At 73.5% G+C, this 13,331-nt stretch carries 13 protein-coding genes; 8 read left to right on the top strand and 5 right to left on the bottom strand.

The window, feature by feature from the left end; all coding sequences use genetic code 11:
• The first annotated feature begins 75 nt into the window (after nt 1-75).
• On the top strand, nt 76-642 hold the full coding sequence (locus tag WMF31_RS31325) for a Uma2 family endonuclease (protein ID WP_436605454.1): 567 nt from the start codon (nt 76-78) through the stop codon (nt 640-642).
• A gap of 76 nt (nt 643-718) precedes the next feature.
• Complete coding sequence (locus tag WMF31_RS31320; RefSeq protein WP_436605453.1) at nt 719-1,657, top strand: serine/threonine-protein kinase; 939 nt, start codon at nt 719-721, stop codon at nt 1,655-1,657.
• A 112-nt stretch (nt 1,658-1,769) separates the two neighbouring features.
• On the opposite strand, the gene WMF31_RS31315 is transcribed toward WMF31_RS31320, so the two are convergent.
• Nucleotides 1,770-2,753, bottom strand: a complete 984-nt coding sequence (locus WMF31_RS31315; protein ID WP_436605452.1) for an NAD-dependent epimerase/dehydratase family protein — start codon at nt 2,751-2,753, stop codon at nt 1,770-1,772.
• Between the two features lie 160 nt (nt 2,754-2,913).
• Here WMF31_RS31315 and WMF31_RS31310 point away from each other — a divergent pair, with 160 nt between their 5' ends.
• Complete coding sequence (locus WMF31_RS31310) at nt 2,914-3,399, top strand: NUDIX domain-containing protein (RefSeq protein ID WP_436605451.1); 486 nt, start codon at nt 2,914-2,916, stop codon at nt 3,397-3,399.
• Between the two features lie 99 nt (nt 3,400-3,498).
• Here WMF31_RS31310 and WMF31_RS31305 read toward each other — a convergent pair whose 3' ends face one another.
• Both WMF31_RS31305 and mdh read right to left on the bottom strand, forming a co-directional pair.
• Entirely contained in the window at nt 3,499-3,972 is a 474-nt protein-coding gene (locus WMF31_RS31305; RefSeq protein ID WP_436605450.1) for an N-acetyltransferase family protein, read from the bottom strand.
• A 154-nt stretch (nt 3,973-4,126) separates the two neighbouring features.
• The gene (mdh, locus tag WMF31_RS31300) at nt 4,127-5,068 is read right to left on the bottom strand and encodes a malate dehydrogenase (protein ID WP_436605449.1); all 942 of its coding nucleotides are present in this window, start codon (nt 5,066-5,068) and stop codon (nt 4,127-4,129) included.
• Nucleotides 5,069-5,239: 171 nt separating this feature from the next.
• On the opposite strand from mdh, the gene WMF31_RS31295 reads away from it, so the two are divergent.
• Nucleotides 5,240-6,202 (top strand): phosphoribosylaminoimidazolesuccinocarboxamide synthase, encoded by a 963-nt coding sequence (locus tag WMF31_RS31295; protein ID WP_436605448.1) that lies wholly within the window; start codon nt 5,240-5,242, stop codon nt 6,200-6,202.
• Between the two features lie 56 nt (nt 6,203-6,258).
• Entirely contained in the window at nt 6,259-6,507 is a 249-nt protein-coding gene (purS, locus tag WMF31_RS31290) for a phosphoribosylformylglycinamidine synthase subunit PurS (protein WP_129345815.1), read from the top strand.
• Between the two features lie 8 nt (nt 6,508-6,515).
• Here the strand turns inward: purS and WMF31_RS31285 are convergent, their stop codons facing one another.
• Together WMF31_RS31285 and WMF31_RS31280 are read right to left on the bottom strand one after the other, a co-directional pair.
• Nucleotides 6,516-7,442 (bottom strand): hypothetical protein, encoded by a 927-nt coding sequence (locus tag WMF31_RS31285; RefSeq protein WP_436605447.1) that lies wholly within the window; start codon nt 7,440-7,442, stop codon nt 6,516-6,518.
• 128 nt (nt 7,443-7,570) lie between these two features.
• The gene (locus WMF31_RS31280; protein ID WP_436605446.1) at nt 7,571-8,485 is read right to left on the bottom strand and encodes a hypothetical protein; all 915 of its coding nucleotides are present in this window, start codon (nt 8,483-8,485) and stop codon (nt 7,571-7,573) included.
• 304 nt (nt 8,486-8,789) lie between these two features.
• Here WMF31_RS31280 and WMF31_RS31275 point away from each other — a divergent pair, with 304 nt between their 5' ends.
• The 3 genes from WMF31_RS31275 to WMF31_RS31265 all read left to right on the top strand — a co-directional run bounded on the left by WMF31_RS31275 (nt 8,790) and on the right by WMF31_RS31265 (nt 13,328).
• A complete protein-coding gene (locus WMF31_RS31275) occupies nt 8,790-9,872 on the top strand; it encodes a hypothetical protein (protein WP_436605445.1) in 1,083 nt (360 codons plus the stop codon).
• Between the two features lie 177 nt (nt 9,873-10,049).
• Complete coding sequence (locus WMF31_RS31270; protein WP_436605444.1) at nt 10,050-12,650, top strand: HEAT repeat domain-containing protein; 2,601 nt, start codon at nt 10,050-10,052, stop codon at nt 12,648-12,650.
• A 108-nt stretch (nt 12,651-12,758) separates the two neighbouring features.
• The gene (locus WMF31_RS31265) at nt 12,759-13,328 is read left to right on the top strand and encodes a Uma2 family endonuclease (RefSeq protein ID WP_436605443.1); all 570 of its coding nucleotides are present in this window, start codon (nt 12,759-12,761) and stop codon (nt 13,326-13,328) included.
• Nucleotides 13,329-13,331 lie beyond the last annotated feature (3 nt).

Genomic DNA, 13,331 nt, shown 5'->3' with positions numbered 1-13,331 from the left:
GGGGGGCGCTCCGGGATTTTCGACCCGCCTCGGGGCGGTAGCCGCCGGGCGCGGCCTGCGTGCTACCCTCCGCGCATGTCCGACAGCGCACGTCGCGCCACCTACCAGGATGTCCTTGACACGCCCCCGAACCAGGTGGCCGAAGTCCTGAACGGCGTGCTGCACGCGACGCCGCGGCCGTCGCTGTCCTGTCGCAACGTGACGTCGGTGCTCGCCGGCGAGCTCTACCTGCCCTTTCGCCGCGGCATCAAGGGGCCCGGGCGGTGGGCGCTGCTCGTCGAGCCCGAGCTGCACCTCGGCCCGGATCCGGACATCGTGATCCCCGACATCGCCGCGTGGCGCCGCGACCGGATGCCGCAGATCCCGATGCGGAACGCCGCCATCTTCCTCGCGCCCGACTGGGTGTGCGAGGTGATCTCGCCGTCGACGGAGGCGCTCGATCGCCGCGACAAGATGGTCATCTATGCGCGCGAGCTCGTGACGCACTACTGGCTCATCGATCCGCAGCGCCGGTCGCTGGAGGTCTACCGCATCGAGGGGGGGCGGTTCGCGCGCATGGGCACGTGGGAGGGCGACGCCCCGGTGCGCGCGGCGCCGTTCGACGCGGTGGAGATCGAGCTCGGCGTGCTCTGGCAGGAGTAGCGCCGCGCCCTCCGCTGGAATGTTTCAGCTCGCTCCCCGGCGGATCCAGCGGGTGGCCGGTGATATCATCGCCCCGATGGCGACCGAAGAGGAGCTGGCCGAGCAGCGCGTCGGCACGTGGATCGGCCCGTGGCTCGTGGAGCGTGTCCTCGGGGTCGGCGGCATGGCGAGCGTCTTCTCTTGCCGCCGCGCCGACGGGTGCGCGGCGGCGGTCAAGGTGCTGCACGCCGAGCTCGCCAGCATCGACGAGGTGCGGAAGCGGTTCTTGCGCGAGGGGCCGATAGGGAGCGCGCTGGCCGCCGTGGCGCCGCTCTGCGAGGGGCTGCCGCGGGTGCTGGAGGCGGCGGCGGCGGACGACGGCACGGTGTACATGGCCATGGAGGTGCTCGAGGGCGAGACCGTCTTCGACCGCATGGCCCGGCACGGGACGCTCCCCGTCGGCCAGGTGATCGCGCTCGCCGAGCGGGTCCTCGACGTGCTGATCGTGGCGCACGCCCACGGCATCATCCACCGCGACCTCAAGCCCGAGAACCTGCACATCGGCAACGACGGGCGCGTGCGGGTGCTCGATTTCGGCCTCGCGCGCGTCCTCGATCCGCTGCTCGAGGATGTCGCGGCCGTGCCGGAGATGACGGCGACCAGCACGGGCGTGTCGATCGGCACCGACGACTACATGGCGCCCGAGCAGGCGCTGGGGCTCATCCGCGAGATCGACGGCCGGACGGACCTCTTCGGCCTCGGGGCGACGATGTTCCGCCTGCTCGCGGGCCGCACGATCCACGGCAACCTGGAGGACGCGCGCCTGCTCATCGCCGCGGCCACGGAGCAGGCGCCGCCCCTCGCGCAGCACGCCCCGACGGCGCCGCCCGGGCTGTGCGCCGTCGTGGACCGCGCGCTCGCGTTCCACAAGCAGGAGCGTTATCCCGACGCGAGGACGATGCGCGTCGACCTCGCCGCCGTGCGCGCGGGGCGCGAGCCGCCGTATGCGACGGCCGCGGCGATGAGGCGCGCCTAGCTCGCCTATCTTCGGTCGATCGCGGTACGAGGCGCGTCGATGTCCGCATCGACGGAGGCCCTGACCCTGCGGCGCGACGCCCGCGCAGCCGCCGCGAGGAGGCGGCGACCGGTCACGCCACGGGGTAGGGGCCCTCGTCGAATGTGCAGGCATGGTATCCCTTGGCGCCGACGGCGCGCGCCAGCGGGCTGCGCGGATCCTCTCCCGCGCTCAGGCGGCCCAGCACGACCCTGAAGTCGTACCGGGGTCGCCATCCCAGGTCCCTGCGCGCTCGTTCATTGACATACACCCTCTCGATACCGGGAAACATCTTCCACCCGCGACGCGCATATTCCGCCTCGTACTCGGGCACGCGTCGCTTCACGACGAGCGGGGCATTGGTGCGCAGCTCGAGCAGGTCTTCGGGCAAGAAGGGCGTGGTCGCGCTGATGATGTACTTGCCGAAGCCGAGCGATGGAGCCTTCTCCATGGCGAGGAGATGCGCGCTCACGACGTCCTCGAGATCCACGCGCCGGTAGAGGAGCTCGTTCGCCTTGGCGTTGCCGTCCTCGTAGGCCAGCCGTGTTTCCTTGCTGTCGTCCTCTTCCGGGAAGAAGCGCGAGGTCCGGAGGACGAGGCACGCGAGCCCGTGAATCCGGTGGAACAGCGCGCAGAGGTCCTCTGCGGCGGTCTTGGTCACGCCGTAGATGTTCCTGGGAACGGGCGTGACGTCCTCGGTCACCCACGCCGCGGGGGCCGAGGCCGGGGGCGTGAGCGCCGCGCCGAAGGCGCTGGTCGTGCTCGTGAAGACGAAGGCGGTGACGCGGGCTGACGCCGCCTCCTCCAGGAGGTTGAGCGTGCCCGTGATGTTGGTGTCGACGAACTCCTGCCGGGTGTGCGTGGCGACATGAGGCTTGTGGAGCGTCGCCGTGTGGAGCACCGCGTCGACGCCCTCCATGCATTGCTTCACCACGGAACGATCGGTGATCGACCCGACCCGGCTCGTGAAGGGGGAGTCCAGGACGTCGAGGCCGATGACCTCATGATTCGTGTTCTGCAGCGTGCGGACCAGCGCCTCGCCGAGGTGACCCGCGCTTCCCGTGACCAGGATTCTCATGCTCGCCCGATCCTCTCCTCGGGGCCGTGATGGTTGTCAAGCGACGCACGGCGTCTCGGTGGCCGCGGGGCCTGGCCCGGCCCGTCTGCCGCGGCGCTCCTGGTCTCAAGACGGTTGCCGTCGCAAACGGCCTTTCGGGTAAGCTTCCGTCCGGCTCCTCATGTCCCGCGCCCCCATCCCGACCTGGTGTTTTGCCGTGGTGCTGGTGAAGCTCGGGCGCCGCTTTCTGCTGGTGCACGAGCGTCATCATGGCCAGCGCTGGTACCTGCCGGCGGGCCGCGTCGAGCTCGGCGAGACGTTCGCGGAGGCGGCGCGGCGCGAGGCGCTGGAGGAGACGGGGGTGCCGGTGGAGCTGGAGGGCATCCTGCGCATCGAGCACAGCCCGACCCCGCTCCAGTCGCGCTTGCGGGTGGTCTTCGTTGCGCGCGCGGCCGACGACACGCGGCCCAAGAGCGCGCCCGACGAGCACTCGCTCGAGGCGCGCTGGGTGACCGTGGAGGAGCTCGCGGTATTGCCGCTGCGCGCCCCCGACGTGGAGCCGCTCTGCCGCGACGTGCTGGCCGGCGCGCCCGTGTTCCCGCTGTCGCTGCTCGGGTGGGAGGGGGAGCCGTGCCGCGTGTGCGGGGGCGCGCCGGGCGGCGGCTGAGGCCGCGTCGCTCAGGATGCGGTAGGCCCCACGAACACCCTCTCCTGGGGCCGGGCAGCCCGCCGAGACCCCCCGCGCCCCAGACCCGAGCGAGCCGCGCTACAGCTTCAGCTTCATCCCCTGATGGCTCGCCACGAACCCGAGCCGCTCGTAGAAGCGGTGCGCGCGCTGCCGCGCCTTGTTCGACGTGAGCTGCACACGAAAGCACCCTCGCCGCCGCGCCTCGTCGATGGCCCAGCGCATCATCGCCTCGCCGATCCCGCGGCCCCGCAGGCTCGGCTCCACGATCACGTTCTCGATCTGCGCCACCTTCCCGCCGCGGTTCGCCACGTACTGGATGATGGTCAGGTGGAATGCGCCAGCCACCCGCCCCTCGACCTCGGCCACGAGCAGCGCGTTGTTCGGATCGTCCGCGATGGCCGCGAGCGCCTCTCGGTACCGCGGATCGAGCGGCGGCCCGGGGTGATCCTGCTTGACGATCCCCGCGTCCTGGATCGAGAACAGGCGGACGACCGCGGGCAGGTCTGCCTCGACGGCGCGGCGGATGACGGGCACGAGCTCCGGCTGGGTCATGTCCGTAGTTTGCCTCGGTCGATCTCGATGTCGGGGCGGACGACGTGCGATGTCCGCAAGGGGTCGAGCGGCGAGCGATCGGCCGGGAAAGGCGACGGGTACGCGTGGCTGACGAGGAACGACAGCCGGGGGCGGCCCGGCCGGAGGCGCGCCGCTATTTCGCGGCCTTCACCACGTCGGTGATCCCCTGGACGCTCTTCGCGCTCTTCGCGAGCGCCTCCTTTTCCTCGGGGGTCAGCGGCAGCTCCACGATCTTCTCGACGCCCTTGCCGCCGAGGATCACCGGCACGCCCATGTAGATGTCCTTGTAGCCGTACTCGCCGTCGAGGTAGACCGCGGCGGGCAGCAGCCGCTTCTGGTCGAGCAGGTAGCTCTCGGCCATCACGACGGCGCTCGAGGCGGGCGCGTAGTAGGCGCTCGTGCCCATGAGCGCCACGATCTCGCCGCCGCCCTTGCGGGTCCTCGCGATGATCGCGTCGAGCTTGTCCTTGCTGATGAGCTCCGTCGCGCGCACGCCGTTGATCGTGCACGCCGACGGGATGGGGACCATGTCGTCGCCGTGGCCGCCGAGGACCATCGCGCGCACGTCCTTCACCGAGACGTTCGCCTCGCGCGCCAGGAAGAGCTGGAAGCGCGCGCTGTCGAGCACGCCGGCCATGCCGATCACGCGCTCGCGCGGGAAGCCGGTCCGGCGCTTGAACTCGTACACCATCGCGTCGATCGGGTTCGAGATCACGATCACCAGCGCGTTCGGGCAATGCTCCTTCGCGCCGTCCGCCACGCTGCGGATGATCGGCAGGTTCGTCGCCACCAGATCGTCGCGGCTCTGGCCCGGCTTGCGCGGGATGCCGGCCGTGATGATGAGGACGTCGGCCCCGGCGCAGTCGGCCCAGCTCGAGGTCCCCTTGATCGAGGCGTCATAGCCGAGCACGGCGCCGTTCTGCTCGAGATCGAGCGCCTTGCCCTTGGCGAAGTCGGTCTTCTGAGGGATGTCGAAGAGCACGACGTCCCCGAGCTCCTTGCGCGCGATGAGGGCCGCGAGCTCCCCGCCGATGTTTCCGGCGCCGATGAGGGCGATCTTCTTTCGGTTTGCCATGGGCCGCCCTTTACCACCCCCCCGACCGGAGACCAACGGGGCTCCACCCCCGGACGCGACCACCACCCGGGCCCGCGCGCTCCGTGGTCCAGCCCGCGCGCGAGGGGGCGAGCTCGGCCCGCCTTCGGAAACCTGTCGACTCGGCCCGCGAGCCCGGGTAAGCCGCGCCCCATGGTCACCGAGGACGATCTGCGCACCGCGCTCGGGAGGGTGCTCGAACGCACCTCGCTCGCGGGGCCCTTCACCCGCTACGAGGGCAAGGTGCGCGACTGCTACACGACGCAGGACGGCCGGCGCCTGCTCATCGTCACCGACCGCATCAGCGCCTTCGATCGCGTGCTCGGCACGCTGCCGCTGAAGGGGCAGGTCCTGAACCGGCTCTCCTCCTACTGGTTCGATCGCACCCGGGACGTCGCGCCGAACCACAAGATCTCGCAGCCCGACCCCAACGTGCTCGAGGCGCGCGAGTGCACGCCGCTGCCCGTCGAGATGGTGGTGCGCGCCTACGTGACGGGCGTGACCTCGACCAGCATCTGGACGCACTACGCGCGCGGCGAGCGCGTCTTCTGCGGCCACCGCCTCCCCGACGGCCTCCGCAAGAACGAGCGCCTGCCGGCGCCCATCCTGACCCCGAGCACCAAGGCGCCGAAGGGCGGGCACGACCTCTCCGCCGCCCGCGAGGAGATCCTCGCCCTCGGGACGATCTCGCCGCGCGACTTCGACGCCGCCGCCGAGATGGCGCTCGCGCTCTTCGACCACGGCGCCCGCGCCTGCGCGGCGCAGGGGCTCATCCTGGTCGACACCAAGTACGAGTTCGGCAAGGACCGGGACGGCAACCTCGTCGTGATCGACGAGATCCACACCCCCGACTCGTCCCGCTTCTGGTTCGCCGCCTCGTACGCCGAGCGCTTCGCGGCCGGCGAGGACCCGGAGTCGTTCGACAAGGAGTACGTGCGCCGCTGGCTCGCCGCGCGGGGCTTCCAGGGCGACGGGCCGATCCCGCCGATCCCCGACGAGGTCCGGATCGAGGCGTCCCGCCGTTACATCGAGGCGTTCGAGCGGATCACCGGCACGACGTTCGTCCCCAACCTCGAAGACCCAGCGGTGCGCATCCCGCGCAACCTGGGACTGTAGGCGGGCGCGGTCGCGCCCGTGCTAGCGTCGCGGAAAGAGCCCTTGGAGCAAAGCCAGTGAAAGCCGTCGTCACCGTTCGATTGAAGAAAGAGGTCCTGGATCCGCAGGGCGACGCCGTGAAGCGCGCCCTCACCTCGCTCGGGTTCCCCGGGGTCAAGGGCGTGCGCGTGGGCAAGATCATCGAGATCGAGCTCGATCCGTCGCTCGGCAGCGCGCCCGATCTCGAGGAGCGGCTGAAGAAGATGGCGGACGAGATGCTGGCCAACACCGTCATCGAGGACTACGAGGTCACGCTCGCGCCGTAGCGCGGCGCTCAGGCCGCGGGGGCGACGAGCTTCTTCGCCCAGAGGATGGCGTCCTTGCGGGAGCGGCCGACGACGAGGTGGCGCGCCAGCACCGCGGAGCGGCGGAAGCCGTTCGCGAGGAGCGCGGCGCACAGCTCGTGATCGTCGGCCGGCGCGAAGGTGAACGTGCTCACGGCCTTCTCCTCGACGAGCCGGTCGCACAGCGCGCCGATGGCCGCGGTCGTGGCGAGCCGCTCGGACTCGTCGCGCGGCGAGGTGAGGATCTCCAGGAACGAGTTGCCGAAGCACGACTGCATCTCCCACGCCGCGTGCAGGCAGAAGCCGCCCCGGGCCGAGAGCGCGTAACCCGTCCGCACGGCGTCGCGCCCGAACGGCTCGAAGCCGGTGAGCGCCCGCCCCGCGCGCTGCGCCGCCACGACGGCCCGCCGCAGCTCGGCGCCGCTCGCGGGCGCGGTCTTGATCGCGGGCAGCGGCCGCCCCTCGCTCTCCCGGAGCAGCCGCCGCGCGCGGGCGATCGTGCGCTCGGCGAGCAGGACCGAAGGGGAGCTCGCCCGGTCCTCGCCGCCCTCGTCGTCGTCCTCGCCGTGGCCCGCGTCGCGCAGGTGCGCCGACATCTGCGACACGACCGCGCCGAGGATCCACGCGTCGCTGCGCTTGTAGAAGCCCGGGATCGACCCCTCCCGCGTGAACCCGAGGCGGGTCCACGTCGACACCTCGTCGCGCTCGACCAGCGTGAAGATCTTCTCGACCCCCTCGCGCTTGGCGGTCGCGAGGACGAAGTCGCGCTTCGACGGCGTCGGGCCAGCCCGGAAGTCGATGATGCGGAGCGTCCGGTGCCGTCGGTTGACCAGGAGACAGAGCGATACGGTGTCGTTCCGGAACAGGAGCTCATCGACACCGCTGCTCGACGTCGGAGACCAGGTTGTCGCTGCCATACCCCTCGTGCTCGGCGCAGCCGTGCTGCCGTAGGTCAAGCCTTCCTTGCAGAAATGAAAATTGCAGATCTGCAATGCCCCCCTAGCAGCCGAGGCGCACAGCGTCAACGACGTCGGTGGGGGTGCGCTCAGGGGGGAGAGGCGAACCGGCCCGCGTCGGCCGGCTTGACGCCGAGCGCGACGAGGGCGTCCTTGAGCCTCGTGCGCTGGAGCGAGATGCGGGTGGGCATTCCCCCCGAGATCTTGAACGCCTCGAGGAAGTTCACGCCGCTGTCGAAGCGGGCGGCGAAGGTGACGCTGTCGCCGTCGATGACCACGGAGATCGGGGCGCGCTCCTGGCCGATGAGGAGGAGCAGGGTCTTGTCGTAGGAGCCCCCTCGCTGGGTGGCGTCCACGAGGACGAGCCCCGGCTCGACGCGCTCGTAGCGGAGCGCGATCCGCCGGGTCTCGGCCTCCAGGGCGGCGAGCTCGGCGCCGGCCTGGTCGATGGGGCCCCAGAGCGACGGGTCGGCGAGGCCGGATGCGAGGTGCCGGACGATGAGGCCGAAGAGGGCCTGGTCGCGCGGGCGGGCGCGGAGGGCGCGGTCCATGCGGGTGGCGACCGGGCCCGGGACGCCGATGCGGGTGTCGATGGCGCGCGCGTCCTCGTCGCAGCCGGGGTAGGGCTCCACGCCGCCGCGCATCCACTTGGCGCCGCTCGCGAGGCCGTCGAAGTCGACGTGGCAGACCAGGGTGTCCACGCGCCCGGCGCGCGCGACGAGCTCCGGGGTGATCATCTCGGGGCAGGCGCCGTGCTCGGCCTTGGTCGACAGGACGAAGCGGGGGTCGCCCGCGAAGCGCGCGTGGTGGGCGCTGTCGTGGTGATCGACCCAGGCGGCGAGCCGCGGCCCGAGGTCCCGGATGAGGGGGAGGGTGACCGTCTCGAAGCTCTTGCCCCCCGCCTCCGAGGCGAAGGCAATGTCGAGCACGGCCACGTTGCCGCGCAGGTCGCGGGCGCGCGGGAGCTTGCGGGGGGAGGCGAAGGCGATGTCGAATCCGTGCATGGCGTGGCTTCCCCGCGGAGGCCGGCGCACCATTCGCCGGGCCGCCCGAGGTGCGCCGCGTCGGGCGCCCTGCCTCAATACACCCGAAACGCCCGCTGCGCTCCGGGTGTGGGACCTTTCTCGGGCGGACCCTGAATCATCGGCTAGGATGATACGACCAACGGCACGGACGGCCCGGCGCGCGCCGGGCGGTTCTGCGGCAGGCCGCCGCGTGGGGGGGGCCGGCGGCTCCGGACAGACTCGACAGGGAGGACCGCGGGCGCGATCGCTGCGCGCGGGACGACCGGCCTACGTCGGAGGAGTGATGAGAAGCGACGTTCTGGGACTTGGTCTTCTGGCTCTTGGGGCGGTGCTCTGCGGCGCGGGGCTCCCCGGGGCGCCCGCCGTCGCCGAGGCGAAGGCAGAGTCCGCGCAGGCGGCGGCGCCGCCAGCGGCGCCAGCGGCGCCTGTTGCGGCGGCGGTGACGGGACCGAGCTGCAAGCTGAAGGGGACCGCGCCGCTGATGAAGGGCGCGCAGCTCCACGACGCGCCGGCCGGCGGCCGCGTCCTCGCGACGTTCACGGGCGCGCTCGTCCCGATGACCATGACCGCGATCCCGGCGGACCCGGCGTCGGGCCGGGCCCGGCTGAGCACCACGGACGGCGCGCCCGCGCTGCGCGTCGACGGCTACGTCGCGCCCGCGGACGTCAAGGTGTACACGACGCGCGACATCCCGGTCATCGCGGGGCACGTCTGGATCTCGAGCGCGCAGCCGGTGAAGCTCGTCGCGGCGACGGGCGACTCGCTCCGCGCGGAGCTCTCGATCTCCGGGAGCGAGGGGCAGACGGCGAGGGCCTCGGCCCCGTGCGACGCCTTCACGCTGCAGCGCGGCGTCCCCACGAAGATGGAGGTGCCCGGCAGCGCCCGCGGCTACCTGATGAAGACGTCGACGATCGAGCTCTACGATCGTCCGAAGGGCGATGTGATCTTCCTGCTGAAGATGCTGGAGGGCACGGCGCAGCTCTTCTGGAGCACCGAGGCCAGGTCCGGCTTCGTCCACCTGATGTCGCGCGGCGATCTCACGATCGACGCCTGGGCGCGCCTCAAGGACCTGGAGCCGCTGAAGAAGGGCGAGATGATGGACCAGTACATCCCGCCGACGACGGCGGTGGCCGGCGCGCAGCTCGCGCTCGACAAGCCGCCGCCGATCGTCAAGGCGACGCGGTCGATCCCGATCCGCGCGCGGCGCGACGAGAAGGAGAAGCCGGTCGGCGAGATCGAGGCGGGCGCGGAGGTCTACATCCTCGAGACGGTGGCGGGCTGGACGAACGTGCTCCCGAAGGCGCTCGGCATGACGCCGCCGGACGAGGGCGGCTTCTGGATCCCCGCGTCCGAGACGCCGAAGTAGCGCGCCTCACGCCGGCGGGGGAGCTGTGCTCCGGGGGGCTCACCGGAGGGGCTGAAGTGCAGGCGAGCCACCCAAGGGGCTCGCCGGAGCGCAAGCCCTGGAGGTGAGCCCCCCCGGAGCGTGGCTCCCCCCGCCGGCGCGTTGCTTCGCGGGCCGCGGCGGACGACGATACCGCCCATGACGACTGGCTCAGGGCTACCTCCCGCGGCGCGCTACGCTGGCCGCGCCGCGCTCCTCCTCGGGGCGCTCACCTCGACCGCCGCGACCGCCTCCGCCGCGCCGGGGGGCGCGTCGCTCTCGCTCCCCGCGGCGAAGGGCCAGCAGGCGCTCGCGGTCCAGATCGACGCCCGCGGGATCGTCGCCCGCGCCTGCGCAGGCGCGCCCTGCGCCGCGGACGGCGGCGAGGCGCTCCCGGTCCCCGCCGACGTCGCGCCGCTGCTCGGCGGCGCGCGCGCGGCGGCCGTCACGCTGGCCGGCGGCAGGCAGCTCGCGAAGATCGAGGCGCCGGCCTCGGGGGCGCCCGCGGCCGGGAGCTGGGTGATGCTGCTCGCGGCGCCGCTCGCGGGGAAGGGGACGGCGCCGGTCGTGCTCTGGAGCGGCTGGACGGGCGTCTCGACCGGCGAGCACGGCGAGGGGCGGAGCGACGCCGTGGTCGTCGAGCCGCTCGGCAACGAGAGCCGCGTGCTCGTCGGGCAGCGGCGCGAGGACGTGACGATCTGCGGGCGGCAGGCGCTGGTCGGGGCGCGCGAGGTCGACCCCAGGACGATGACGCTCGTCAAGGGCGCGAGCGTCCAGAACCTCCCGGCCAGGGAGCGGGGCGCGGCGCGCAAGGTGGCCGCGGAGCGCCGGGAGGCCGAGGCCGCGGCGCCCGGGTTCCGGCTCCTGCGCCCGACCGCCGCGTCGAGCGCGATCGGCAGGCGCTTCGCCGAGATCGCCGACGGCGACCCGACGACCGCGTGGTCCGAGGGCAAGGCAGGCGCGGGCCGGGGCGAGTTCGTGTCGTTCTCGTCGGCGGACGAGGTCGGGATCACGGGCCTCGGGCTGCGCATCAAGCCGCCCGACGGCGTGCAGGGCGGCGCCGCGCCGCGCACGCTCTTCGTGGCGACGCCCGACCGGCTCTTCGAGGTGAGCCTGCCCGAGGACGCGTGGGTCAAGGAGTCCGCCGGGTACGAGGTGAAGCTGCCCGAGGAGATCCGGACCTCGTGCCTCGCGATCGTCCTCGACGAGGCGTACGCGCCGCGCGGCGCGTCGGCCGGGGGAGGAGACGGGCGCTCGCCTGCCGCGCCGGACGTGCGCGTGACCATCGCCGAGGTCACCGCGCGCACCGCGTTCGACGGGCAGGCCCCGGCGGCGCTCGTCGCCGCGCTCGCGGGCGGAGGCGAGCGGGCCAGGGCCGCCGCGGCGCTGCTCGCGCGGGGCGGGCCGGAGGCCGTCGCGGCGGCGATCGCCGGCTACGACGAGCTCGACGCGGCGGGCAGGCAGCTCGCGGTGGGCGTCATCGACGCGGCGCCGTGCGCGACGCAGATCCCCTTCTTCACCGCGCAGCTCGCGTCCGCCTCGGCGGCGGCCGCGCCGCGCCGCGGCGGCCGTGCCGCGCGGTCCGAGGCCGATCCCGAGCTCCGCCACGCGCGCGATCGCATCCGCCGCTGCGGGCGCGCGGCCGCGCCGGCGCTCGCGGAGGTCGTGAAGGGGGGCGTGGCCGCGGCGAAGGTCGCGGCGGCCCGGGAGCTCGCGCTCGTGGCGCCGGCCGAGGCGATCCCGGCGCTGCTCGACGCCCTCGCCGGGGCGCGCGGCGAGGTGCGCCGCGAGCTCCGGGCCGCGCTCGCGGCGGCGGCGCGGAGCGAGCGGGCCCTCGCCGCGGTCGAGGAGGAGGTGCGGATCGACCGCCTGCGCGCGCGGCCCGAGGACGCGCAGCTCGACCTGCTGCGCGCGCTCGGGCCGGCGCTCGGCCGGGTGAAGGGCGGCGGCGCGGCGTTCCAGGCGCTCGCCTCCGCGCAGGGCGCCCCGTTCCCGCGGCGTTACCTGCTCCAGGCGCCGGCCGCGGCGCTCGCCCGCGCGGGCGAGGCGCGGGCCGAGGCGTACCTGCGCGCGTCGCTCCGCAAGGACGCCGACGCGCACGTGCGCCTCCGCGCCGCCGAGGTCGCGGCGGACGTGCCGGCCCTCGCGAACGACCTGCTCGCGGCGGTCTCGGACCCGGCGGTGCGCGTGCGCGAGGCCGCGATCGTGGCGCTCTCGCGCGCGGCCTCCGCCGGGACGAGGCTGCCGGCGGGCGCGGCCGAGGCGCTCGCGGCGCGGCTCGGCGCCGATCCGTGGACGTTCATCCGCGGCGGCGCCGCGCGCGCGCTCGGCGCGATACCGGCCACGCCCGCGGGCGACCGAGCGCTCGTCGGGGCGCTCGCCGACAGGTCGCCCGAGGTGCGCCGGCACGCGCTCGACGGCCTCGGCGCGCACCGGGCGACGGCGCACATCGAGGCGGTGCGCGACCGGGCGGAGGACAAGGAAGAGGACGTCGAGGTGCGCGCGCGGGCGATCCTGGCGCTCGGCGCGATGTGCGACACGAGCTCGGTCGACCTGTGGACGCGGCTCGCGCTGCGCGCCAAGGCGCCGGTCGGCGAGCGCGATCACCGCCTCGGCTCGGCGGCGCTCGCGGCGCTCGGGGCGGTGCGCCCGGCCGACCTGAAGGCGCGCCTCGGGCCCCTGCTCGCCAGGGACACGCCGCACGGGCTGCGGGAGATGGCGAGGGCCGCGCTCTCCGCGGCGCCGCAGTGCCGCAGGTGAGGTAGGCCCGCCGCGGCGCGCGGGCCCCTCGCGGGGGAGCGGGCCGGTCGAGCTCGCGTCGCGCCCTGCCGCCCTCTACCCCGCTGTCTCCCGCGCTAGAGTACCCCCATGAGCGCAACCGCTGGCCGCACCTCGACGACGAGGTCCATGACGTTCGACGACGCAGCCCGCCTCGATCCGGACGCGCAGCCGGGAGAGCTCGTCGATGGAAAGTGGGTGCCCATGACGAGGAACACCTGGCGGCACGGGGAGATCGTCGTGAACGTCAGCGTCCTCCTCAAGCTCTATGCCCGCGCCCACCCCGGCTGGAGCGTGGCCGGCGGCGATCCCGGCACCAAGCTCGCGCGCAACCCGGACCGCCTGCGCGGGCCTGACGTCGCCATCGCGCGGGCCGAGCGCCTCCCGCGAGGGAAAGGCGCCGAAGGTTGGCTCGACGGCGCTCCGGAGCTCGCCGTCGAGATCCTGGGCGACGACCAGTCCGCGTCGGACGTCCTCAAGAAGGCGCTCGAGTACCTGGCCGCCGGGGCGGCGATGGTCTGGGTGATCGACGCGGACCCGGAGCGGGTGATGGTGCTCACGCCGCCCGACCGCGTGCGCATCCTCGGGCGCGAGGACACGCTCGACGGCGGCGCTGCGCTGCCGGGCTTCGCCTGCAAGGTCGCCGAGCTCTTCGGCTGATCG

Origin of the sequence: Sorangium sp. So ce1036 (assembly GCF_051369805.1) — a bacterium.
In the GTDB taxonomy this organism is placed as follows: domain Bacteria; phylum Myxococcota_A; class Polyangia; order Polyangiales; family Polyangiaceae; genus Sorangium; species Sorangium cellulosum_F.
Note: the sequence above shows the minus strand (reverse complement) of the source record. Positions and strands in the feature narration are given on the sequence as shown.

What these genes read in the sequence shown, in the direction of transcription:
- WMF31_RS31320 (WP_436605453.1), top strand. Translation starts at nt 719, where the DNA reads ATGGCGACCGAAGAGGAGCTGGCCGAGCAGCGCGTCGGCACGTGGATC.
- WMF31_RS31305 (WP_436605450.1), bottom strand. Translation starts at nt 3,972, where the DNA reads ATGACCCAGCCGGAGCTCGTGCCCGTCATCCGCCGCGCCGTCGAGGCA.
- WMF31_RS31315 (WP_436605452.1), bottom strand. Translation starts at nt 2,753, where the DNA reads ATGAGAATCCTGGTCACGGGAAGCGCGGGTCACCTCGGCGAGGCGCTG.
- WMF31_RS31310 (WP_436605451.1), top strand. Translation starts at nt 2,914, where the DNA reads ATGTCCCGCGCCCCCATCCCGACCTGGTGTTTTGCCGTGGTGCTGGTG.
- WMF31_RS31265 (WP_436605443.1), top strand. Translation starts at nt 12,759, where the DNA reads ATGAGCGCAACCGCTGGCCGCACCTCGACGACGAGGTCCATGACGTTC.
- mdh (WP_436605449.1), bottom strand. Translation starts at nt 5,068, where the DNA reads ATGGCAAACCGAAAGAAGATCGCCCTCATCGGCGCCGGAAACATCGGC.
- WMF31_RS31295 (WP_436605448.1), top strand. Translation starts at nt 5,240, where the DNA reads ATGGTCACCGAGGACGATCTGCGCACCGCGCTCGGGAGGGTGCTCGAA.
- WMF31_RS31270 (WP_436605444.1), top strand. Translation starts at nt 10,050, where the DNA reads ATGACGACTGGCTCAGGGCTACCTCCCGCGGCGCGCTACGCTGGCCGC.
- WMF31_RS31275 (WP_436605445.1), top strand. Translation starts at nt 8,790, where the DNA reads ATGAGAAGCGACGTTCTGGGACTTGGTCTTCTGGCTCTTGGGGCGGTG.
- WMF31_RS31285 (WP_436605447.1), bottom strand. Translation starts at nt 7,442, where the DNA reads ATGGCAGCGACAACCTGGTCTCCGACGTCGAGCAGCGGTGTCGATGAG.
- WMF31_RS31325 (WP_436605454.1), top strand. Translation starts at nt 76, where the DNA reads ATGTCCGACAGCGCACGTCGCGCCACCTACCAGGATGTCCTTGACACG.
- WMF31_RS31280 (WP_436605446.1), bottom strand. Translation starts at nt 8,485, where the DNA reads ATGCACGGATTCGACATCGCCTTCGCCTCCCCCCGCAAGCTCCCGCGC.